28 protein-coding genes, 1 tRNA gene and 1 pseudogene are annotated in these 20,393 nt (G+C 64.6%); 24 read left to right on the top strand and 6 right to left on the bottom strand.

From position 1 onward, the window contains the following. The first annotated feature begins 64 nt into the window (after positions 1-64). Positions 65-138 (top strand) — tRNA-Ile (locus tag ACIQCM_RS08825). Positions 139-230: 92 nt separating this feature from the next. Here the strand turns inward: ACIQCM_RS08825 and ACIQCM_RS08820 are convergent. Next, positions 231-1,424, bottom strand: coding sequence for a tyrosine-type recombinase/integrase (locus tag ACIQCM_RS08820; RefSeq protein WP_400606104.1), 1,194 nt, complete (start codon positions 1,422-1,424; stop codon positions 231-233). Beyond that, entirely contained in the window at positions 1,417-2,055 is a 639-nt protein-coding gene (locus tag ACIQCM_RS08815) for a helix-turn-helix domain-containing protein (protein ID WP_400606106.1), read from the bottom strand. The genes ACIQCM_RS08820 and ACIQCM_RS08815 overlap by 8 nt, the downstream gene beginning before the upstream one ends. A gap of 90 nt (positions 2,056-2,145) precedes the next feature. Between ACIQCM_RS08815 and ACIQCM_RS08810 the strand changes: the two genes are divergently transcribed. The 17 genes and pseudogenes from ACIQCM_RS08810 to ACIQCM_RS08730 all read left to right on the top strand — a co-directional run bounded on the left by ACIQCM_RS08810 (position 2,146) and on the right by ACIQCM_RS08730 (position 9,762). Further along, positions 2,146-2,391: a helix-turn-helix domain-containing protein gene (locus tag ACIQCM_RS08810; RefSeq protein WP_400606109.1), complete on the top strand. Its 246-nt coding sequence runs from the start codon at positions 2,146-2,148 to the stop codon at positions 2,389-2,391. Beyond that, positions 2,388-2,729 carry a hypothetical protein gene (locus ACIQCM_RS08805; RefSeq protein ID WP_400606112.1) on the top strand — a complete coding sequence of 114 codons (342 nt, stop codon included), beginning with the start codon at positions 2,388-2,390 and terminating at the stop codon, positions 2,727-2,729. The genes ACIQCM_RS08810 and ACIQCM_RS08805 overlap by 4 nt, the downstream gene beginning before the upstream one ends. 16 nt (positions 2,730-2,745) lie before the next feature. Further along, positions 2,746-3,237, top strand: a complete 492-nt coding sequence (locus ACIQCM_RS08800; RefSeq protein ID WP_400606114.1) for a hypothetical protein — start codon at positions 2,746-2,748, stop codon at positions 3,235-3,237. 54 nt (positions 3,238-3,291) lie between these two features. Next, positions 3,292-3,606, top strand: a complete 315-nt coding sequence (locus ACIQCM_RS08795; RefSeq protein WP_400606116.1) for a hypothetical protein — start codon at positions 3,292-3,294, stop codon at positions 3,604-3,606. Positions 3,607-3,701: 95 nt separating this feature from the next. After that, positions 3,702-3,854 (top strand): annotated as a pseudogene (locus ACIQCM_RS08790) (helix-turn-helix domain-containing protein); the annotation flags it as partial. 315 nt (positions 3,855-4,169) lie between these two features. Then, entirely contained in the window at positions 4,170-4,526 is a 357-nt protein-coding gene (locus ACIQCM_RS08785; RefSeq protein WP_400606435.1) for a hypothetical protein, read from the top strand. After that, positions 4,523-4,729 (top strand): hypothetical protein, encoded by a 207-nt coding sequence (locus tag ACIQCM_RS08780; protein ID WP_400606118.1) that lies wholly within the window; start codon positions 4,523-4,525, stop codon positions 4,727-4,729. The genes ACIQCM_RS08785 and ACIQCM_RS08780 overlap by 4 nt, the downstream gene beginning before the upstream one ends. Next, positions 4,726-4,872 carry a hypothetical protein gene (locus ACIQCM_RS08775; protein WP_400606121.1) on the top strand — a complete coding sequence of 49 codons (147 nt, stop codon included), beginning with the start codon at positions 4,726-4,728 and terminating at the stop codon, positions 4,870-4,872. The genes ACIQCM_RS08780 and ACIQCM_RS08775 overlap by 4 nt, the downstream gene beginning before the upstream one ends. Then, positions 4,869-5,045, top strand: coding sequence for a hypothetical protein (locus ACIQCM_RS08770; protein ID WP_400606124.1), 177 nt, complete (start codon positions 4,869-4,871; stop codon positions 5,043-5,045). The genes ACIQCM_RS08775 and ACIQCM_RS08770 overlap by 4 nt, the downstream gene beginning before the upstream one ends. A 3-nt stretch (positions 5,046-5,048) precedes the next feature. After that, positions 5,049-5,405 (top strand): hypothetical protein, encoded by a 357-nt coding sequence (locus tag ACIQCM_RS08765; RefSeq protein WP_400606127.1) that lies wholly within the window; start codon positions 5,049-5,051, stop codon positions 5,403-5,405. Next, on the top strand, positions 5,402-6,001 hold the full coding sequence (locus ACIQCM_RS08760; protein ID WP_400606129.1) for an HGGxSTG domain-containing protein: 600 nt from the start codon (positions 5,402-5,404) through the stop codon (positions 5,999-6,001). The genes ACIQCM_RS08765 and ACIQCM_RS08760 overlap by 4 nt, the downstream gene beginning before the upstream one ends. Then, positions 5,998-6,456 carry a hypothetical protein gene (locus tag ACIQCM_RS08755; protein WP_400606132.1) on the top strand — a complete coding sequence of 153 codons (459 nt, stop codon included), beginning with the start codon at positions 5,998-6,000 and terminating at the stop codon, positions 6,454-6,456. Before ACIQCM_RS08760 ends, ACIQCM_RS08755 begins: the two co-directional genes overlap by 4 nt. Positions 6,457-6,747: 291 nt before the next feature. After that, positions 6,748-7,191, top strand: coding sequence for a hypothetical protein (locus ACIQCM_RS08750; protein WP_400606134.1), 444 nt, complete (start codon positions 6,748-6,750; stop codon positions 7,189-7,191). A 13-nt stretch (positions 7,192-7,204) separates the two neighbouring features. Then, entirely contained in the window at positions 7,205-7,648 is a 444-nt protein-coding gene (locus ACIQCM_RS08745; RefSeq protein ID WP_400606136.1) for a hypothetical protein, read from the top strand. Between the two features lie 16 nt (positions 7,649-7,664). Then, a complete protein-coding gene (locus ACIQCM_RS08740; RefSeq protein WP_400606139.1) occupies positions 7,665-8,306 on the top strand; it encodes a hypothetical protein in 642 nt (213 codons plus the stop codon). After that, positions 8,303-8,587, top strand: coding sequence for a hypothetical protein (locus ACIQCM_RS08735; protein ID WP_400606140.1), 285 nt, complete (start codon positions 8,303-8,305; stop codon positions 8,585-8,587). The genes ACIQCM_RS08740 and ACIQCM_RS08735 overlap by 4 nt, the downstream gene beginning before the upstream one ends. After that, positions 8,587-9,762: a tyrosine-type recombinase/integrase gene (locus ACIQCM_RS08730; protein ID WP_400606141.1), complete on the top strand. Its 1,176-nt coding sequence runs from the start codon at positions 8,587-8,589 to the stop codon at positions 9,760-9,762. The genes ACIQCM_RS08735 and ACIQCM_RS08730 overlap by 1 nt, the downstream gene beginning before the upstream one ends. Positions 9,763-9,812: 50 nt before the next feature. Here ACIQCM_RS08730 and ACIQCM_RS08725 read toward each other — a convergent pair whose 3' ends face one another. Together ACIQCM_RS08725 and ACIQCM_RS08720 are read right to left on the bottom strand one after the other, a co-directional pair. Further along, on the bottom strand, positions 9,813-10,268 hold the full coding sequence (locus ACIQCM_RS08725) for a DUF4145 domain-containing protein (RefSeq protein ID WP_400606144.1): 456 nt from the start codon (positions 10,266-10,268) through the stop codon (positions 9,813-9,815). Between the two features lie 364 nt (positions 10,269-10,632). Next, positions 10,633-11,046, bottom strand: a complete 414-nt coding sequence (locus ACIQCM_RS08720; protein ID WP_400606145.1) for a hypothetical protein — start codon at positions 11,044-11,046, stop codon at positions 10,633-10,635. A 70-nt stretch (positions 11,047-11,116) separates the two neighbouring features. On the opposite strand from ACIQCM_RS08720, the gene ACIQCM_RS08715 reads away from it, so the two are divergent. The 3 genes from ACIQCM_RS08715 to ACIQCM_RS08705 all read left to right on the top strand — a co-directional run bounded on the left by ACIQCM_RS08715 (position 11,117) and on the right by ACIQCM_RS08705 (position 15,645). Then, positions 11,117-11,362, top strand: a complete 246-nt coding sequence (locus ACIQCM_RS08715; protein WP_400606148.1) for a hypothetical protein — start codon at positions 11,117-11,119, stop codon at positions 11,360-11,362. A gap of 1 nt (position 11,363) precedes the next feature. Beyond that, on the top strand, positions 11,364-12,422 hold the full coding sequence (locus ACIQCM_RS08710; RefSeq protein WP_400606150.1) for a phage minor head protein: 1,059 nt from the start codon (positions 11,364-11,366) through the stop codon (positions 12,420-12,422). Between the two features lie 220 nt (positions 12,423-12,642). Further along, a complete protein-coding gene (locus tag ACIQCM_RS08705; RefSeq protein ID WP_400606152.1) occupies positions 12,643-15,645 on the top strand; it encodes a phage tail tape measure protein in 3,003 nt (1,000 codons plus the stop codon). Here the strand turns inward: ACIQCM_RS08705 and ACIQCM_RS08700 are convergent. Further along, the gene (locus ACIQCM_RS08700; RefSeq protein ID WP_400606154.1) at positions 15,642-15,842 is read right to left on the bottom strand and encodes a helix-turn-helix domain-containing protein; all 201 of its coding nucleotides are present in this window, start codon (positions 15,840-15,842) and stop codon (positions 15,642-15,644) included. The two genes, ACIQCM_RS08705 and ACIQCM_RS08700, sit on opposite strands and share 4 nt — an antisense overlap. A gap of 415 nt (positions 15,843-16,257) precedes the next feature. Here ACIQCM_RS08700 and ACIQCM_RS08695 point away from each other — a divergent pair, with 415 nt between their 5' ends. Next, positions 16,258-17,466 carry an acyl-CoA dehydrogenase family protein gene (locus ACIQCM_RS08695; protein ID WP_400606157.1) on the top strand — a complete coding sequence of 403 codons (1,209 nt, stop codon included), beginning with the start codon at positions 16,258-16,260 and terminating at the stop codon, positions 17,464-17,466. Here ACIQCM_RS08695 and ACIQCM_RS08690 read toward each other — a convergent pair. Continuing rightward, a complete protein-coding gene (locus tag ACIQCM_RS08690; protein WP_400606158.1) occupies positions 17,441-18,031 on the bottom strand; it encodes a M23 family metallopeptidase in 591 nt (196 codons plus the stop codon). The two genes, ACIQCM_RS08695 and ACIQCM_RS08690, sit on opposite strands and share 26 nt — an antisense overlap. 473 nt (positions 18,032-18,504) lie before the next feature. Here ACIQCM_RS08690 and rpsB point away from each other — a divergent pair, with 473 nt between their 5' ends. Continuing rightward, on the top strand, positions 18,505-19,356 hold the full coding sequence (rpsB, locus tag ACIQCM_RS08685; RefSeq protein ID WP_377215444.1) for a 30S ribosomal protein S2: 852 nt from the start codon (positions 18,505-18,507) through the stop codon (positions 19,354-19,356). Positions 19,357-19,486: 130 nt separating this feature from the next. Further along, positions 19,487-20,323: a translation elongation factor Ts gene (tsf, locus tag ACIQCM_RS08680; protein ID WP_400606160.1), complete on the top strand. Its 837-nt coding sequence runs from the start codon at positions 19,487-19,489 to the stop codon at positions 20,321-20,323. Positions 20,324-20,393: the final 70 nt, after the last annotated feature.

The following is a 20,393-nucleotide window of genomic DNA, read 5'->3' as shown; positions in this document are numbered from 1 at the left end:
TGCTAGAGTGATTCTGCCCTCCCGGCCGGGTGTCCTGCATCCGGATATGCAGTGCGGGGGGCAGGGGGCTATAGCTCAGCTGGTTAGAGCGCGGGACTCATAATCCTAAGGTCCTCGGTTCAAGTCCGAGTAGCCCTACCCGAAAAGAGCCCCTGACCTGCGGAAACGCAGATCAGGGGCTTTTCATTTCCGGTGTACCGGGGTGGTAATCCACCGGAAACCCACCGAAATCATTCCAGCCGCTGGCCGAACGCCTCCAGCAGAGTCGTGTTGTCCGGCGCCTGGTGCGTCTTCTGGACGTAATGCTTCCGGGTCACGTTTTCGCTGGAATGCCCAAGCTGGGCGGACGCCATGGCCATGCCTGACGACGCCTCCAGCAGGGTGCCTACGGTCTTCCGGAACGTGTGCGGCGTAACCCACTGGAAGCCCAGCTCATCACGCGCCGTACGCCACTGCTTCCGGAAGTTGTTAGGGTCCCGGAGCGAACCGACGGCCGACGGGAACACGACATCCCACGGGTTGGCCTCCAGCTGCCCAATTTGCCGCCTCAGGAGCATTTCCACGGCGAAAGCGGGCAGGAAGTACCTCTGGCGGGAATTCGCGCTCTTAGGGTGGTCCTGGATCGTCAGGCCCTCGCCCTTTCCCATGTAGACGATGGTGCCGTTCACCGTCACCGTCGGCCGCTCCGCCTTCAGGTCGATGTCCTTCCACCGGATCGCCAGGGCCTCACCGATGCGGGCGCCCGTGGCGAGCATGATGTCCACGACGTCCAGCATGTCCACTGTGGGATAGCGGCCGGCCTGCTTCTTGTTCGCCTCCCACTGCCGGAGCCCGGAACGCAGCGCGCCGACCTCCGCCACGGTCAGGGCGCGGACCTCCTTATGGCTGGTGGGGATCGTGGCGACGTCGCGCAGCGGGTTCCCGTCCAGTGCCCCGTGCCTGGCTGCAAGGCCGAGCATGCCCGACAAGACGGTCTTGCAGAGCTTCGCAGTGGCGTTTCCGTGCTTGGTCCTCATGGTCTTCAGGAACCGGTCCAGGGTGGAGACGGTCGCTTCCCGGATCCGGAGGCCGCCCACGCCGGGGCAGACGTAGTTGTCCATGATGTCCCGGTACCGGCGGCGGGTATTCAGGGCCCGGTCGTTGTCCTCGAATTCCGCCCACCAGATCACGGCGAGCTTGGCGATGCGCATGTCCCCGGTGATGTCCTCACCGGCCGGCATCGCCCGATCCGTGAGGGCGGCGATGAGGAGGCGCTCAGCCTTCCCGCCGCGGTCCGCCTTGGACGTTGCCGGCGCCCGCGCCTCCACCTTCCGGGTGACGCCGTCGAAGTCCCGGAACCTGGCCATCGCACGCCACACGCCGGGCGATACTTCGTCGCGGCTGATCTTCCCCCACGTGCCGATCTGCAGCGGCGGCCTAGGCATCGGGATCATCCCCTAACGGAGTCAGCAGGTCTTGTCCTTCATGCCATTTGTCGAGGTCGAAAGGCTCCGGAAGCTCGCGGCGCAGCTCTCCCATCAGCAGGTCCAGGACTGTCCGATCGCGTTCGAAGTACTTTGCGGCAGCCTTGTAGGCGTCTTCTAGGTTCTTCGATGGTTGGGCGTCTCGGACCTGTCGGGGAAGGTCCTTGAGTAGAACGGGCGGCAGGTGGGGCCTTGCTTCCTTTTGAAATTCGAGCTGTGCCTTCGTCGTCGCGGGTTCGATCGGGAATTCTCCATCTGCCCACGTCCAGACCCTCTCCGCCGGGTAGTTGTCGGCTTGCGTAAGGCCTAATTCTTCGGTGGGTAGGAAGCTGTCCTCGCCGAACAGCAGCGCGTTCGGAGTGGTGCCTAGTGCCAAGGCGAACCCCACGAGCTCGTCCGGATCCAGTTTCCGCTGCCCCTTTTCGATCTTGCTGACTGCACCGCGGGCGAAGGAAATGCCCCGTTCCTTCAGCAGTTCAGTTAGCTGGGGCTGCGACAGTCCCCGCTTCTCCCGTAGCCGCGCAATGTTGGCGGCCACGCGTGCGCCGATGGGCTCTCCCACTGTCTTGGTTACACTTCCCGAAATCTCCATATCAGTGATACTAGCTCTAATTCTTGACATCGGTCTAGGAGCAACTTAGAGTCAGTGCTATCAAGTAGTGATTCAATCACTAAATTAGAGATGGAGGGACCAGTGAAAACAGCTACTCATCCGAAGGCGGCCGTTGCATCCGCTGAAGGAAGCCCGCACCTGACCACTCAGGAACTGGCCACGCGGCTGGGAGTCCCGCTGAGCACGGTGTACTTCTGGCGCTCACGGCCGGGGCAGGGTCCACGTGCCATGAGGGTCGGGAAGTTCCTGAGGTATCGCCTCGAGGACGTTTTGGCCTGGGAGGAAGCCCAGCTCGACCCTAGGGATGCTGCATGAGCCAGCCCATCGCGTTGGAGAACCTCTCGTGGCGGGAGGAAGCCAAGCACGCGCTCGAGGCTGAGGCTGCGACGGGCAGGGCGTTCGACGCATACGACCTGCAGGAGCGGCACAACCTGACCGCCCCGGCCAGCACCCAGGAGTGGGGGAGCCTGTTCCGGGTAGCGGCGCAGAGAGGGCTTATCCAGTCCATCGGGTTCCACGTCTCCCGCCGGCCGAGTCGATCAGGCGGGGTCTGCCGGATATGGATCGGCACCAAACCCCGACAAAAAAGCGGCCTGGACACCTCCGCCAAGAAGTCAGTCCAGACCGCAACAGCCAGCAACACCAAGAACTAATCAAGGAGTAACAGCTGTGAAAGATTCTACCCGCACGCCTCAAGCCACGACAGGCTCGCCCCGGTACTTCCACATCGGCACGACCTGCAGCGGTTCCATGACGGACGAGCACAAGCACGATGTCCCGTCCGATGCGGTGACCGTGGCGCCCCGGGTCCGGGCTGTCTATTCATGTCGGCCGGTCCTAGTCAAGAAGGCACCCGACGGCCGGCTTTACCGGATTTTCGGGAGCCTCAACTACGACACTGCCACCGGGGAGACGCTCATCACCGAGTTCGCCGGGGCAACGGATCAAGAGCAGCGCTGCCTGCTGGCTACGGCCGTCTGCACGGACCCAGCGGCATGGCAGAGGCATCCGTGCGTCCCTGGCCGGAACCGTGTGAGCGTCTGCGGCTACGTGGACGACTCGTATCTCGATGCGGCCGCGGAGATCCTGTTCACCGACCTCACCGAGGCAGAGCAGACGTCAGCGCTCGATTCATGGTCCGGCGGGTTGCAGCTCATCTGAGGGGGTGAGCGCACCACTAGACATCCACATCTTTAGAAGAACGAGGAACCAAAATTGAACACCCAGGTCTCAACCACCGAAGCACCCGCCATCGCACCGCTCAACGACCACCAGGTAGAGGCGATCTGCCGCGCCGTGAACGCCGTGCAGCCCGTCATCGACCCCGGGTCACTGGAAACCATCGCCAGGCGCCTCAGCGGCCGCCGCAGCTTCCCTGAGGTACTCGCCGGGCTCGTCACGGCCGCGGCCACCACACCCCACCCCGCACACGGCATCGGCTACATGGTCAACGACCGGCCCCATTGGGAGCAGACAGCAGCTGCCACCGCCGCTATCCGCGACTACCACGAGCAGCTCGCCGCTCTGTGACCCAACCACGCCGACAACACGGCCGCAACGGAAGAAGGTGAACCTGATTGGCCAACAAATGGGAATGGATCGAAGCGATCACGTTCGCCCCCGAAGTGACAGCAGGAGCGCTCCGCACAGGGCTGGCTCTCGCGTCGTATGCAGACAGCGCGACGGGCGGCGGCGCATTCCCGAGCCAGGCAACGCTGGCAGCCCGGCTGAACATCACGGACAGGGCAATCCGGAAGAACCTCGCTGCACTTGAGGAGAGCGGCTGGATCTCAAAAACGCGGAGGGGCGGACGTGCGGGCGACACAGGTTACACAAGCGTCTACGTCATCACAGTTCCAACCGGAACGGGAGTTCCACACGGAACCTTAGTTCCGGATGGTACAGCCCCAACAGGAACGTCAGTTCCTCTCCCAGCCGGAACTTTTGAGGCTCCCAACCGGAACTTTTCGTGCTCCCAACCGGAACCCCAGGTTCCTACTAACCAACCAGTTAAGAACCAACCAGTTAAGAACTCATCCCCGCGCTCCGAAACCGGAGCCACGGAAACTGAGCCGCGGCTGTCGCCGGCAGCGTTGAACCGGCAGCTCGACGAGGACTTCATGGCCTGGTACCAGATCTACCCGAAACACAAAGGCAGAGCCGCCGCGCTCAACTCCTACAAGCGGGCAAGGAAAAACGGGGCCACCGCCGAAGACCTCCTCGCGGGCGCACAACGCTACGCGGCGGAACGCAAAGGCCAGGATCCCCAGTACACCAAGATGCCGGCCACCTGGCTCAATCAAGGCTGCTGGGAAGACGAATACGAACCCCAGGCCGCAGGAAATCCATGGAGCGCCGAATACCACCAGGAAGCCTGGGAACGGCTTAAAGCCCAATACGCGGCCCCCGTCAAGATCTGGGAAGAGCACGAGACGGAAGGATCACCATGACCACCGCACAGCAACCCTCAGTCGCCGCAATGGGCCTCACCAAAACCCAGTACATCGAACTCTGCGACACCTACCGCGAAAAAGCCCAGCAAGCCCACCAAGACGTCAGGGCATGGATGAACCGGGCACTCGCCGCCGAAGCCCAACTAGCCGTTCTCCGGGCCGCCTACGAGCCCGCCAACCACACCACGGAGACACCATGACCGCTTACACCCCGCCGAGCGCCTGCCAGCTCTGCATCCCCACCGAACACCACACCAACGACTCGGCCCTCCTCTGGACAGTCGAACTAGCCCACCAGGAAATTTGCCCCAACCACCCCGCCAAAACGGAGGTCACCCGATGAGCAAGCAGAAACACGATCAGGGATTCAAAAAGCGGCGCCTCAGCACCGCCCCCGTCACCAAGGAACGCACCACCGAACACCTCGCATCCGAACTCGTCAGGAAACGCCTCGCCTCAAACCTCATCCTCGACCGCGGCCAAAACATCGGCGCCAGCAACCGGCGGGAACGGTGACCCATGAACACCACCAACCGCCTCAAACAACTCCTCGCCGCCAAAGTAGAAACCCTCCCCATCACCGACAAGGCAGGCACACTCGTTGGATTCGCAGACATGAAGCTCTTCCTCAGTGACGGGCTCCGCCTCGCAGCACGAATCTCACTCGCCAACGGCGACGAAACCCCCATCAAGAAGCACTGCCAAACGCTTTACCACCGCCGCGGCGCCGACGACTACGCCAAAGGCTACGTCCGCACAGTCTGGGAAACCCAAGAAGGGTTCTTCAAAGGAACACTCGCCATGCTCATGGACAAAACCGGCGACCTCCGACAGGGCTACGTCGACGGCTTCGACAATGAGGCGGTGATGCCATGACCCTACCCATCGAAGGACCCCAGGAGCCGGCACCCATCAAACGATCGGCGGAGTTCTACTGCAAGGCCCGAAAGTCAGACGGGACCCCGTGCCGGGCGTACGCGATCAAGGGCGGGAGCGTGTGCCGGGTCCATGGAGGTTCCGCGCCGGCCGTCAGGGACGCTGCCAGGCGGCGGGCGGAGGTCAGGGACGTGGAAAAGAACGCGGCCGCTGTGCTGGCCGCTGAGGGCTTCGAGAGGATCTTTGACCCGGTCGAGGCTCTCGCGGAGCTCGCCTCGCGCATATCCGGCACGGAGAGGGCCCTGGCTGCCCGCGTGAACGCCTTGCAGGACCTCAGCTACCGGTCACTGACGGGAACGGAGCAGATGCGCGCTGAGATCGTCCTGTGGGGCAATTACCAGGACCGCCTGGCGAAGATCCTGGAGGCTCTGGGGAAATTCAACCTGGACGAGCGCCGGGTGCGCGTGACCGAGCTGCAGAGCCGCCAGCTGGTGGAAGCGCTGGAACGGATTTTCGACCGGCTGGGACTCACGACGGAGCAGCGCTCGCTGTTGCCGGTGGTGGTACCTGAGGAGCTGCGGAGGTTGGTGCAGTGAGCGGGTACAGGCCGGCCCGGAGCAACGACAAGCTCGCCGCGTGCGTGTCCGGGAGGAACGCGAAGCTGATCTTGGCGCTGCTGCCCATCGAAACCGTGGCCGCCAGGACCGCCGGGATGCCCGACCGTGAGGCCCGGGAGGATCTCCTTGCCACCTTCGACGCCTTCCGGAAGATGGCGCTCGAATGGGACCGTGAACGGCTGGAAGCCACAGGCGGCGCGGCCCAGTCCCAGCCGGCGCTGCACGCCCCCGCCGTGGAAGCCCGGGAGGCGGCCCCCGGGCCTGCCGGTGACCAGATAACAGCTGTGGATGCGGCCGCCCGGTTGGGCTGCAGCGAACGCCGTGTCCGGCAACTTCTCACCGAGGAGCGACTGTCGGGCCGCAGGTTCGCTGGGCGCTGGTTCGTGGACGCGGACAGCGTCGAGGGTTACCTGTTGGCCCGGCATGTGGCGTAGGCCCTGATAAGAGTGCATTCGCAGGCCGCGCCCGCCCGGACCGCCGAAACACCAGGGGACACGGGCCGGACCGGCCGCGCCAAGGGCCACCATCCACCGCTTACCCACCACATATCGACATTTCCGAGCACGGAAATGCGGAAACCCCGGCGTGTAGGTATGTCGGATGCTGTTCATGGATGGTTCCTTCGGGAACTCCGGCCGGGTTGCACGAAACGTCCGGCCCTGCTGGTGGAAGGCGGGGCCGGACGCTACCCGGGCCACAACTACTTCGCCCAAGGAGGGCCAGCAATGACCACGAATGACGACATCCTGGCCGCACTTGAGGGACGCCCAAAGCCCGCGGAGCTCGCACGTGAGAACGCCATCATGCAGGCCGCGTGGGGAACCACCGAAGAGAGCAACAAAGCCCTCGCCGTGTGGGCAGCCCACGAAGCGGCCGCCGCGGCCACCAAGACGCTCACAGAGGCGATCATGCGCGCAGACGGAAGCAAGGGCATCTACCTCGCCGAATCAGAAGCCAGGGCGATCGCTGACGAGGCGTACAGGCACATTGCCAAGACGACGCCCAACGAGGACCAGCGCCAGGAATACGTGAAGAACCACGTAACGAAAGTGGCCCAGACCGTCACGCGTGAGGCCCAGCCTCCGGCTACCAACCGGCCAGCTACCGAAGCGAAGCAGAGGGTCGTCCGTGACCCGGCAACCGGCACAACCACCATCTACCGGGGTTAGGACGGCGGCGCCAATGGCCGGCAAGAGCCTCGACCGGGTCCTCACAGCAACCGAGCACATCCACCCGCTCATGGGCCCCATCTTCACCGGCCGGCCCTCCGCCGCCGCCGTCGGGGAGCAGTGCAGCATGTGCCTGGACCCGTTCCCCAGCGACACCGCCCTCATCGATAGGGAAGGGCGGATCCGGTATGTGTGCCTCATGCACGAGCTGATGCTCCAGCGGGCATTCCACACCGACCGCAACGGCCTCATCAGCACAGACCACTACGAGGCGTACGTCATGGCCCACATCATGCAGGACGCGGGCAAGCCGGCCTGGATGCCCGCCTGGGCCTACGCCCGGCTGACCCGGCGCGCAGCCCAGAAAGCCCGCCTCCTGGCACTCATCATGATCCTCCGCATGGCCAACCCCCTCCGGTACGCCGAACCCACCGACCACCAAACCCAAACCCACTAGCCCACAGGAGACAACGATGGCCATCTTCAGCAAGAGCATCGAATCAGCACAGGACGCAGTAACCAAGGCGGCATCCGTCGTCGCCGAATGGGAAGGCAAGGCCGCCGCTGCACGCGCCGAAGCCGCCCGCCTCGACGCCGAGTCCGGCGCCGCGATCCTCGCCGACGAATCCGCGGCCGAGACCATCAGCCTGAACATCCAGGCGCAGGAACGGAAAGCACGGGCCTTCGACGGTGCCGCCGCTGAGGCCCGCACCAAGCTCCACAAGGCCCAGCGGGAAGTGTTGGAAGCCGAAGCCCGCGAAGAGGACAAGCTGGCCGCCGCCGCCCGGAAAGCTTCCGCCGCGCACCTGGCCAAGCTCGACGCCCTGAAGCGGGACATCGAGACCCTGGACGAGTGCGAATGGGACAGGGCCGACGGGAACCTAGGCAAGGAGGGCGTCCTCGAGCATGAAGCCCACCGCCACGAAACCCGCGCCGGCGTCATCCGCTACTACCTGTCCACCGGCCGGATCCCCCACGACTTCTACCTGATCGACAAAGAGGTGGGCACGAAGGTCAGCAGGATGAGCTTGAGCTTCAACTCCGGTGACTACATCCCGGACTCGCTCCGCGCCGCTCAGGACGCCGGCCTGACATTCGCCGGGGCGTCGGCATGATGGTCCCTGGCCTCGCCCAGGCGCTCCATGAGGCGGCCGTGAGACTGGAGGAAGACCTCCGCCAGATCGAAGCGGGAGAGGTCGAGGCGTCCCCGGAGCGGCGGGCTTTCCTGACCGGTGCCGTGAGGGCGTGGAAGCTGCCCGGCGGATCGGAAAGCGGTGGGTTACCGGTGGATGCAGCGGGCGAGACGCCCGGCGGCGGCCCCTCTGCCGCCCAGAAACAGGGCGGAGACATCGGCCGGCCTGAGAACTTCGACTTAGCAGACGGCTTGATCGGCTGATGGCCCGGCCGAACACCCCTGTCGGTACGTGGGGGAAGGTCACGGTCAAAGAGGACCGGGGACAGTACCTCGCCTACGCCTACTACCGCGACTATGACGGGGTGCTGCGACGGGTGAACCGGTGGGCTGCCACGAAGGGCGGCGCGCGGCGCGTCCTTGATGAGGCGCTCCGGCAACGCCACCTCGACCAGGGCGAACTGTCCCGCGACACGAAACTATCCGACCTGGCGGCGCTGTGGCTGGAACACGGCAAGGCGCAGGGAAAGTGGAAGGCCCGTACCGTGCACCGGTACGAGGACGTTTTGAAGACACTGGCCAAGGCCGTCGGCGGGCTCCGGATCGGGGAGGCCACGGCCGGCCGGCTGGACAAGACGGTTGTGGCGATGGCCAAGGTGCACCCGGCGAACGCCCAGACAGCGCAGACAGTGTTGCGGGGCATGTTCGACTACGCGGTCCGGCATGACGCGACGGCCGTTAACCCCGCCGATAACCTCTCACCCATTCAGGACAAGCAGGCGGTGGTGCGGGCCATGACGTCGGAGGAGTTCCGGGGCTTCCGCGCGCACTTCGTGGCGGAGCTGACCGGGTGGAAGGGCGTGGGCAGGCACCGGCCCACCGCCCCGGTCGACGTGCTGGACTTCATGATCGCCACGGGTGTCCGGCCCGGGGAAGCGCTCGGTGTGCAGTGGGTAGACGTGGACCTGGCAGGGGGCACGGTCGAGGTGAACAACACCGTGTACCGGGCGCCGGGGGAGGGTATGGTGCTGCAGCGGGAGACGAAGGAGGGCGATGACCGGAAGCTCCGACTGCCCGGGTTCGCCCTGACCATGCTCCGCCGGCGCCGGGATGCAGCCGAGGGCGAGATGGTTTTCCCGTCCGACGCGGGCACCTTGTATGACCCGAACAGTTTCGGGAAGACGTGGCGCCGCGCCCTGAAGGGGACGGAGTTCGAGTGGGTTACGCCGAAGGTCCTCCGGAAGACGGTAGCGACGATGCTGGCCAAGCAGCTCGGCTCCGGAGCGGCCGCGAAGCAGCTCGGCCACACCTCCGACGCGGTCACCCTCGCCCACTACATTCAGCGGGAGCGGCCCACCGTGGACTACTCGGCAGCGTTGGAGGACTTTTTCAATACCTCCACGCGTCCCCTTGATTTGGACTTGGGGCGGGCTGCCTAATAGCTTGGTCCTCGAAGGCCCGGCGGCGTCCCCCACGTCGCGGGGCCCTCCTATGTCACCGCCCGGGCCTCAGCCGCGTCCTGGAGGCGCTGCAGCTCGGCTGGTGCCTGGTACACCTCGCGAAGTATGTAATCCATAAATTTGAGCACGCCAGCCGCGTCGGACTGACCGACGTCGACGGTAAAGTCACCATGGGCCATGTCATTCCCGAAAGTTCTGATGGTGTGCGCGGTCTGCCTGGCGAATTCATTGATAAGGCCCTTGCCGTGCATGGCGTCGATCTTCTTGTAGAGGCTTCCAGAATCAATGCCGTTGTCCTTGGCCACCGCTTCAATCACAGATCTGGCCATGAGGATAGTGGACATGTACGCGAAAATGCTGTTGCACTCGTGAGCTTCAGATGCTGGGCGTGCCACATGCGCCGGTACGTCCGGGTAGTCCTGTCCTTCCACGAACTTCGGATACCAGTAAGCCGGTTCTGTTGTGTGCCAGTAGACGGCCATCATGGCCTCATGTTGTGCGTTCGATGGCTTAGCGCTAGTCTCCAGTCCGCCGACGTTGAGCCGCCCACACCGGTCGCACCGGAAGCAACTTTCGATGCGGTAGTGCCCCGGGGGTATTGATTCTTCGACTGTTGACTGCCCCAAACTCGTCATGTGGCTGAACTTCCCGCACCGCCCGCACGTTGTAGACGCCATGTTGTTCCCCCTGCATATTCGTCATGTACCGCCTGAATCCTACTGGGAAGTGACTAATAGCGGTGGGTAAGCGGTGGACCGGAAGGGAACTGGCCAGCATAGGCGCTCATCGGTAGGCGAATACCGGGCCTACGCGGCCACCGTGCCCTCAGAACAGGCTCTTAGCAGACGGTTAGTTCTCCGCGAATGAGACGATGCGGCCCCCCAGCTTTTCCTTCAGGTCGCTGGTGCCGTCAGCGTTGATGATCCAGTTCTCACCGACGAGCCAATCCCCGCCCACTGTGCCGAAGATTGAGCCCTTGGTGGTTTCGATCCGGCGCTCCACTGCTTCGGATGAGAGATAGACCGACAGGACTGTGTCCGTCCCGCAGGTCCCAGACTGGGCAGCGATCTGCACCTTGTTCGTCTGTTCCCAGTCATCGCACTCGCCGCCGGCTTCTACGAAGGCATCCTTCAGTTCCGCCACCGTGTCATAGGTCGCCGGCGGCGTCGGGGTTGGTGATGGGGATGTTGCTGTGGCCGGGTCCGAGCATCCGGTCAGGATCACGGCCGCGGCCAGGGTCAGCAGTGTCACGGATTTGTTCATTTTTCCCCCAACGTGAAGGGCGCGCCGACCTCCTGCCGGCAACCCATTCCCTGAGTATAGGAGCGGGAAAGTGGACCTGTCAGCAGTGCACTTCCGCCGCCGGAAGCTCGGAAGGGACTCCGCGGCCGCGGGCGACATAGTGGTGGGCATGGACACGTTGCCACCGGTACAGCTTTCAGCGGACGAACAGGCCGCCCTCGAACAGGTCAACGACGCCATCGACTGGATCCGGTCAGGCGAGATGGAGGGCACCCCGCGGGACCTCGAATGTCTGGAACGCTACAAAGCCACCCTCCTCGACCCGGAGGCCCGCTGACGTGCCGTTCACACCGGAGACGCAGAGAATCAGCGACGACACCAGGCGGGCGCTGGATGCTGTCATGGGTGACCACACAAGGGCATTGACGAAAGCCTGGGTGGAGGCGTGGGACTACCTGCAGCCGGAGTTCGAGGCGTCCTTCGCGGAACTCATGCTCGCGGCGAAGGACGGTCGCCTGTCCCACCGGCAGGTCGATCAGAACGTGCGTCTGGCCAAGACCCTGGAACTGGCGCGGGAAGCACTCGAAGAGCTCGCAGACGGGATCGAACCCCTTGTGGCCGACGACCTTGGGCCGGTGACCACGGACGCCTACAAGGCCCACATCAGCGCGATCGCGTCCCAGCTCCCGGCGGAACACGCCGGTATCGTCATTGCCTGGGAACACGCATCAGCGGACGCCATGGAAGCCATCGTCACCCGCTCGCTCCAACAGATCCACAAGGACACCCGGCCGCTGGCAGCCGACGTCGAACGGCTCATGAAAAACGAACTCATCCGGGCCGTCGCGCTGGGAGACAATCCGAACCGGACCGCGGCGCGCATCATCCGCAACGCAGAGAACAAATTCAACGGGGGCCTTACCCGGGCACTGGTCATCAGCCGAAACGAGGTCCTGGACGCCCACAGGGCGGCCGCGAAAGTCTCGGAGGAACGCAACCGGGACATCATGGCCGGATGGCGCTGGTCCGCCGCCCTGACGGCCCGCACCTGCCCCTCTTGCCTCGCCAACCACGGCACACTCCACCCCGTCGAGGAGCCGGGCCCGCTGGACCATCACCAGGGCCGGTGCGCCCGTGTACCGGTCACGAAGTCATGGGCGGAGCTCGGATTCAAGGGCATGGATGAGCCGGCCGACGAGTTCCCGGACGCCCGGCAATGGTTCGACGGACTGACCCCTGAGACACAGGCCGCCATCATGGGCAGGGAGCGCCTGAAGCTCCTGGACGACGGGAAGGTCAGCTGGGACGACCTGACAACGCGGACAAAGAACGGGCAGTGGCGGGACTCCATGACGGTGACACCCGTCAGCGTGCTGAAGGCGAAAGCTGCGCAGTAATAGTCGGTGTTTGCGGTGGGTTACCGGTGGGTCCGGGCCAAACCGGATGCTGTGCCCTCGCCTCTGCCCCTATTCCACCTGCTTAGCCGGGTGCTGAACCCGCGAATGGTCAATTAGCGGACCCCCATTTCCGCCGTCGGAAGACCGGAAGAGCCGGGTCCGGAGCCTCTGCCAGCATGGGGAATGAGCCTGAAAATCGACCAGAGAGCGGGGAGCCCGGATGTCCGTCAGATCAGTAATCGTCAGGCTGGAAGCCGAAGTTGCCGGGTACGTTGCCGGGCTGGGAAAGGCCGCCAAGGCGACCGACGATGTCGTGCAGAAGACCGGCCAGGCGAGTAAGTCCATCGGCGATCAACGCAAGGCGATGGACTCCGCAGGGAAAGACATGGCGGCGTTCGGAACGGTCACCGTCGCCGCCTTGGGCGCCGCCGCCAAAGCGGCGATGGGTTGGGAGTCCGCCTGGGCTGGCGTGACGAAGACCGTTGATGGCTCGCCCGAGCAGATGGCCGAGCTGGAGGGTGAGCTTCGAAACTTGGCCAAGACCCTCCCGGCCACCCATGAGGAGATCGCGGCTGTTGCTGAGGCCGCTGGGCAGCTGGGCGTAAAGCGCGAGGATGTAGCGGCCTTCACCCGGACGATGGTGGATCTCGGCGAGACCACAAACCTGACAGCCGATGAGGCGGCCACGGCCATCGCCCAGATCGCCAACGTCATGGGCACGACGGGCGATGACATCGATAACTTCGGGTCCACGCTGGTGGCTCTCGGCAATGCGGGCGCGTCCACGGAAAAAGAGATCCTCAACATGGCGCAGCGGATCGCGGGTGCCGGGAAGCTGGTAGGCGCCAGCGAGGGCGAAGTGCTGGCCCTGTCGAACGCTCTCGCGTCCGTGGGTATTGAGGCGCAGCTCGGCGGCGGCGTGATGTCCCGGGTCATGCAGCGCATGTACGCGGACATCAAGGAGGGTGGGGAGGGTCTCCAGAATCTGGCCAGGGTTTCCGGCCTCAGCGCGAAAGACTTCGCCACTGCTTTCGAGACGGATCCGGTCCGTGCCGTCGACATGATGGTCAAGGGACTGTCCAGGGTCAAGGACGAGGGCGGCAACGTCGTGCAGACGATGTCCGATCTCGGCATCAAGGGCACTGAGGAAACCTCGGTGATCCTCCGCCTCGCCGGCGCAGGTGGCCTTCTGGCTGATTCCCTCGACCTGCAGGCGACCGCCTGGGAAGAGAACACTGCCCTCATCAATGAGGCCTCAAAGCGCTACGAAACCACCGAGTCCAAGGTGAAAATCGCCTGGAACAACATCAAGGACGCGGCCATCGACGCCGGCGCCGTACTCCTGCCCGTCATCTCCGGGGCGGCGGAGAACGTCGCCGGCCTCGCGCAGGCCTTCGGGAACCTCCCGGACCCCGTCAAGGGTGCCGCCACGGGCCTCGCCGGGGTAGCAGGCACGGCCGCGCTCGCAGGCGGCGGCCTCCTGGTCATGCTCCCCAAGGTCAAAGACAGCATCGACGCATTCAAGGAGCTCAACACCCGGGCGGACGGCAGCAGCAGGGGACTGGGCAGAGTCGGCCAGGCGGCAGGCATAGCGGCCCTCGCGTTCGTCGGCTTCCAGATCGTCAACGGCATCAACGACAGCATGCAGGAAGCCGGGGTAACGACTGAGGAGTTCACCCAGAAGCTCGTGGGCCTCAGCAAGAACGCAGGAAGCCTGGACGAGATATTCAAGGACATCGGCGCCAAGGAGTTTGAGGGCGAGATCAACAGTGCCGGAGAGGCGCTGAATAAGCTGATCAACCAGGACTTCAATTCCGCCATCGAATCCTTCGGGGCAACGGCGCTCGGCGTGGACAATGGCATGGCAAAGCTCGCGGAAGGGCTCAAGAAAGCCGACCAATCCATCGCGGCGGCGGCGTCCAGTGGCAACCTTGAACTGGCGGCCAAGGGTTTCAAGTCCATTGCCGACAGCGCGGAGGCGCAGGGCATCAAGCTGGAGGACGTGGCGGACCGGTTCCCCACGTACATGGACGCGCTGCGCAGCATGGCCAGCGAGTCCAACGTGGCCCTCACCGAAACCGAGTTGCTGGAGTTCGCCATGGGCAAGGTCCCCCCGGCGCTGCAGGCCGCAGCGGACGGTGGAGACAAGACCGCGCAGGCACTCATCGGCACGAGCGAGGCGGCGTCCAGTGCGGCCGCAGCATCGGAAGCAGTCGCTGAGGCACTCGAGGAGATCGGCATGAGCGCGGAGGGCGCCATCACCGACGTGGACAAGTTCACGCAGTCCCTGTTCGCCGCCGGCCTGCGCTCGCTGTCCTCCTCGGACGCCGCCGTGGCGTACCAGTCCGCCATCGATAAAATGACCGAGTCGGTGACGAAGAACGGCACGACGCTCGACATCAACACCGAAGCGGGCCGGGCCAACCAGTCGGCATTCAACGACATCGCCAAGGCCGCCATAACGTCGGCGGAGGCGACCGCTAAGGAGACGCTGGCCACCCAGGGCAGCGCGGCCGCGCAGAAGGGCCTGCAGGCGTCGCTGTCGCAGTCGTACAAGGACCTGGTGACGGCCGCCGGGCAGTTGGGCATCACCGGAGACGCCGCGGACACGCTGGCCCGCAAAGCCCTGGGCATTCCGAAGAAGGTGCCGATCGATACGTGGGTCAACGACAGTGCCAGTTCGAAGCTGCAGAGCATCAAGGGTCAGGCTGACGCGTTGGACGGGCGCGTGGTGCGGATGAGCGTGGTGGAGCAGTACACGAAGATGATCTCGGAGATCAGGAACCCGACGCAGGCGGACCTGAACGGTGACACGTTCCGGCCGCGGAAGGCCGCCGGTGGTGCTATCACGGGCCCGGGTACCGGCACGAGTGATGACGTGCCGATCTGGGCGTCCAACGGGGAGCACATGCTCACCGCCCAGGAAGTCCAGATGATGGGCGGGCACGACGCCGTCTACCGGTTCCGTGCGGGAGTCAGGACCGGGAACATCCAGGGCCTGGCCGGCGGCGGCGCTGTCGGGTCGTACACGTCGGCCGCGCAGCTTTCGGCGGCGTCCCAGGTAGTGCCCTCAGTCTCCCTCGAAGGACTCACTGTCATGGTCACCAACCCCTTCACCGGGGAACAGGTCCGGGGCGTCGTGACAGAGGTAGCCCGCCAGGAAGCCAACGGTGCTATCAGGGAAGCAGACCGGCAGTCACAGTTCCGGAGAGTCGGCCGTTAGGACGTGGGCTGATCCTCCAGCCAGGTATCCAGGTCGTTGACGCGGTAGAGGAGCTTGCCGGCCACGACGCGGGCCTTGGGTCCTTTCCCCGTCTTCCGCCATGCTCGAAGCGTCTCCGGGGAGCAGTGCAGGGCGGCCGCGGCACCGTCGAGGGTCAGCGGCGGGTTGGGTATGGGGTTGCCGGGTGTATCTTCCATGTCCGCCAGTATGGATAGCTGTCAGGGCAATGTCACCAGCACGTGGAGCGGTATTCCCCGCCCGTCGCTTACCTAGTCGCCCACCGCTTACCCACCGGAAACACCTAAAACCAACCAAGAATGACCGGTCATTCAAGTCTCCGGGAAGGGCCGAAAACCCCGGAATCTAGGGATCAACCGTGTCCACCTAGAACTAACCAAAAACAGCAATTCATAATCCTAAGGTCCTCGGTTCAAGTCCGAGTAGCCCTACCCTCATCCGAAGCCGCGGCCAACGTTCAACGTTGGCCGCGGCTTCTTTGCTTAAGGGCATGGATGCGGTATGTTACTCACCAGTAACTTTGATGCTCCCGATGCCGGGAACGTATCGCTCCGATCCAATCCGCAGACTCACCAGACCCATTGCGAGGTAGCCATGTCCGCTGTGTCCTCTCCCGCCGCGCCCGCCGTCGAGGCACCCGCCCTGCCCTATGCTGACGGTGATTTCTATGCCTTTGAACAACTGCTGACGGACAAGGAACGGGACCGGCTCGCTGAAGTCCGTACGTTCCTGGGCCGTGAAGTGACGCCGATCGCCACGGACTGCTGGAACCGGGCCGAATTCCCGATGGACCTGATTCCCCGGCTCGCCCGTATTGACCTGGTCAGCCCTGTGCGGAGGCAGGGCTATTCCACCCTGTTCGCGGGGCTGCTGCACGCGGAAGTAACCCGCGCCGACGCTTCCATCGCCACTTTCCTGGGTGTCCACGACGGCCTCTTTACCGGCTCAATCGAAGCATTGGCGTCCACGGAGCAGCAGGAGGCCTGGCTGCCCGATATCTACTCCCTCCGGAAAATCGGTGCATTCGGCCTGACGGAGCCGTTGGGCGGCAGCGACGTCGCCGGCGGCACGCGGACCACCGCCCGGCGGGAAGGGGACCACTGGGTCCTCAACGGCGCCAAGCGCTGGATCGGAAACGCAACGTTCGCCGACTGGGTAGTGGTGTTCGCACGCGACGTGGCCGATGGCCAGGTCAAGGGCTTCCTGGTGGACACCACCCTCCCCGGCTTCAGGGCTGCGAAGATCGAAAACAAGATCTCGCTCCGTACCGTGCAAAACGCCGACATTACGCTGGAGAACGTGGTGGTCCCGGACTTCTTCAAGCTCGCCCGCGCCAACAGCTTCAAGGACGTCAACAAGGTCCTCAAGGTGACCCGGCTCGCGGTGGCCTGGCAGGCTGTGGGCCTGCAGCTGGCCACGTTCGATGTCGCCCGCCAGTACGCGGTGGAACGGCACCAGTTCGGCAAGCCGCTGGCCTCCTACCAGCTGGTCCAGGGCCAGTTGGTGCAGATCCTCGGTAACGCGGTCAGTTCCATGGGCATGATGGTCCGGCTCTCCCAGCTGGAAGCCGACGGCCAGGCCAAGGATGAACAGTCCGCCCTGGCCAAGGCCTTCACCACCGCCCGGATGCGCGAGAGCGCCGCCCTGGGCCGCAGCCTGTTGGGGGGCAACGGCATCGTCACCGACTTCGGCATGGCCAAGATCTTCGCTGACGCAGAAGCCATCTATTCCTACGAAGGCACCCACGAGATCAACACCCTGGTGGCCGGGCGCGGCGTCACCGGGATCTCGGCCATCGTCTGACCTGCCTGGGCGCGTTATCCCGCGACGTGCCTGCCTTTATTCCGCCGTCCTGCTGATCCGGCTCTCCTGCATACAGGGGCAGCAGGACGGAGGGCCGCAGGTCCATGACGAACTTCAGCGGATTGACGTAGTCACCGTCCTGGCGCACGCCCCAATGGACGCAGGGCCTGGTACCGCAGTGCCCGTTCCTGAGGATGCCCACCGCCTGGCCTGCCTGCACGGACGTCCCCTTGGCGAGCGTGCTCTCCACCGGCTCGAAACTGCTCCGTAGTCCGTTGCCGTGGTCGACCGTGAGGACCGGCCGGTCAACCACCGTCCCGACGAAACTGATCGTGCCGTCCGCAGGGGAGGTGACCTTGACGCCGTCGCCCGCTGCTCCCAGGTCCACGCCGCGGTGGCCGCTCAGCCAGGGCTGCGGCGGAGGGTCGAAATTCCGCAGGACCGGCGGCCGGGGCTGCAGCGGCCATTGCCAGGCGGGGCCGGTGCCCGCCGGAGCGGGCACGGAACCGGCAGCGGAGGAAGCCGGCAGGAACAGCAGAGCGGCAAGGAGCCCCATGGTTTTCATCTGCCCAGCATGGGGCGGCGGTCCGCCGGCGCGGCAGGGCTGTGCCGCCCTATGTGGAAAAGTGCCGAACCACCTGTCCCGGCCAGCCCCCGGCCGCCCGTCCGGCCGTACCTTCGGCGCGGGCTGCTGTAGTACACTTGGGGGAGCAGTTTGCTGCGCCCTCAACGCTTCCCGTTCCGGTGGATTATTCCAACGGAATTTTTCCCTGTCCGGGCAGCGTCAGCACATCTCATTCAGGAGTGTGGGGGAGCGGCGGCTGACTACGCGTATCCAGCCCTTCACAACAGAAGCCCCAAAACTTCGGCTGTGGAGGACTGCGCCTCCTGCGGTCCGGGCCATGTGGCACGGATGGGAAGCGCAGTGGATGCCAGGAGCACGGCCCGTCCGGGCCACGCTAAATCAACCGTCAACTATTGGCAGGGTAAGAAGCCTTAGGGCTGTCTCATGAATGACCTGCCGGAAGGAGCGTCGGCATGCCCGTCGTAACCATGCGCCAGCTGCTTGACAGCGGCGTCCACTTTGGACACCAGACCCGCCGTTGGAACCCGAAGATGAAGCGCTTCATCTTCACGGAGCGCAACGGCATCTACATCATCGACCTGCAGCAGTCGCTGTCCTACATCGACCGCGCCTACGAGTTCGTCAAGGCCACTGTCGCCCACGGCGGCACCGTGCTCTTCGTCGGCACCAAGAAGCAGGCCCAGGAAGCAATTGCCGAGCAGGCAACCCGCGTTGGCCAGCCCTACGTGAACCAGCGCTGGCTCGGCGGTATGCTGACCAACTTCCAGACCGTCGCCAAGCGTATCCAGCGCATGAAGGAACTCGAAGAGATCGACTTCGACGACGTCGCCGGTTCCGCGTACACCAAGAAGGAGCTGCTGCTCCTCAAGCGCGAACTCACCAAGCTGGAAGCCAACCTCGGCGGTATCCGCAACCTGACCAAGGCTCCGTCCCTGCTCTGGGTCGTGGACACCAAGAAGGAACACCTCGCCGTTGACGAGGCCAAGAAGCTGAACATCCCGGTTGTCGCCATCCTGGACACCAACTGCGATCCGGACGAGGTCGACTTCCCGATCCCGGGCAACGACGACGCCATCCGCTCCGTGAACCTCCTGACCCGCGTTGTTGCCGACGCCGTTGCCGAGGGCCTGATCGCCCGCAACAACCGCGGCACGGGCGCCACCGAAGCCCCGGAAGAGCCGCTGGCCGAATGGGAGCGCGAGCTCCTCGAGGGCAACAAGGCTGAAGAAGCCGCTGCTGCTCCCGCTGCTCCGGCAGAAGAAGCTCCGGCTGCAGCCGAAGCTCCGGCCGAAGACGCCAAGTAACAACAAGTAAATCCGGATTCTCCGGCGCCGCCCGCGGCGCCGGAGCTGCTGACAGGATGGCGGCCCGCCAGGCGGGCTGCTGTCCTGTCAGTCCGTACACCACATCAAATTTCTAGACAGAGGGGTTCACATGGCGAACTACACTGCCGCGGACATCAAGGCCCTGCGCGAGCGCACCGGCGCCGGCATGATGGATGTCAAGAAGGCTCTTGACGAAGCCAACGGTGACGCCGAGAAGGCCATCGAAATCATCCGCATCAAGGGCCTCAAGGGCGCTACGAAGCGTGAAGGCCGCTCCACCGCTGAAGGCCTGGTCGCCGCCAAGGTCAGCAACGGCGTTGGCGTCATGATTGAAGTCAACTGCGAGACCGACTTCGTCGCCAAGGCTGACAAGTTCATCCAGCTGGCCGACAAGGTCCTGGCCGTGGCCGTCGAGTCCGGCGCAGCCGACCTCGAGACCCTGCTGGCCACCGAAGTTGACGGCAAGCCGCTGTCCGAGGTCGTCGTCGAAGAAGGCGCAGTCCTGGGCGAGAAGGTTGTTGTCCGCCGCATTGCCCGCCTCGAAGGCGCAACGGTTGACGCTTACCTGCACAAGACCTCCAAGGACCTCCCGGCCCAGGTTGGCGTGCTGTTCGCGGTCGACGGTGAAGGCGAAGCCGCTGCCACCGCAGCCCACGACGTTGCCGTGCACATCGCCGCAATGGCCCCGAACTACCTGACCCGCGAGGACGTTCCGTCCGAGCTGGTCGAGTCCGAGCGCCGCATTGCCGAAGAGACCGCGAAGGCCGAAGGCAAGCCCGAAGCCGCACTCACCAAGATCGTCGAAGGCCGCGTGACGGGCTTCTACAAGGGTGAGGTCCTGGTTGACCAGGCATTCGCCAAGGACGCCAAGAAGTCCGTGGCCCAGGTTCTCGAAGAGGCCGGCGTCAAGGGAACGGCGTTCGCACGCTTCCGCGTCGGCTCCTAGTCGATCCATGCAAGGGGTGGCCACTTCGGTGGCCGCCCCTTTTGCATGCGCGCAGATTGCCGTCCAGCCG

It is taken from the genome of Pseudarthrobacter sp. NPDC092439, from assembly GCF_044754945.1.
In the GTDB taxonomy this organism is placed as follows: domain Bacteria; phylum Actinomycetota; class Actinomycetes; order Actinomycetales; family Micrococcaceae; genus Arthrobacter.
The sequence above is the reverse complement of the archived record's forward strand: the minus strand, read 5'-3'. Positions and strand labels throughout refer to the sequence as shown.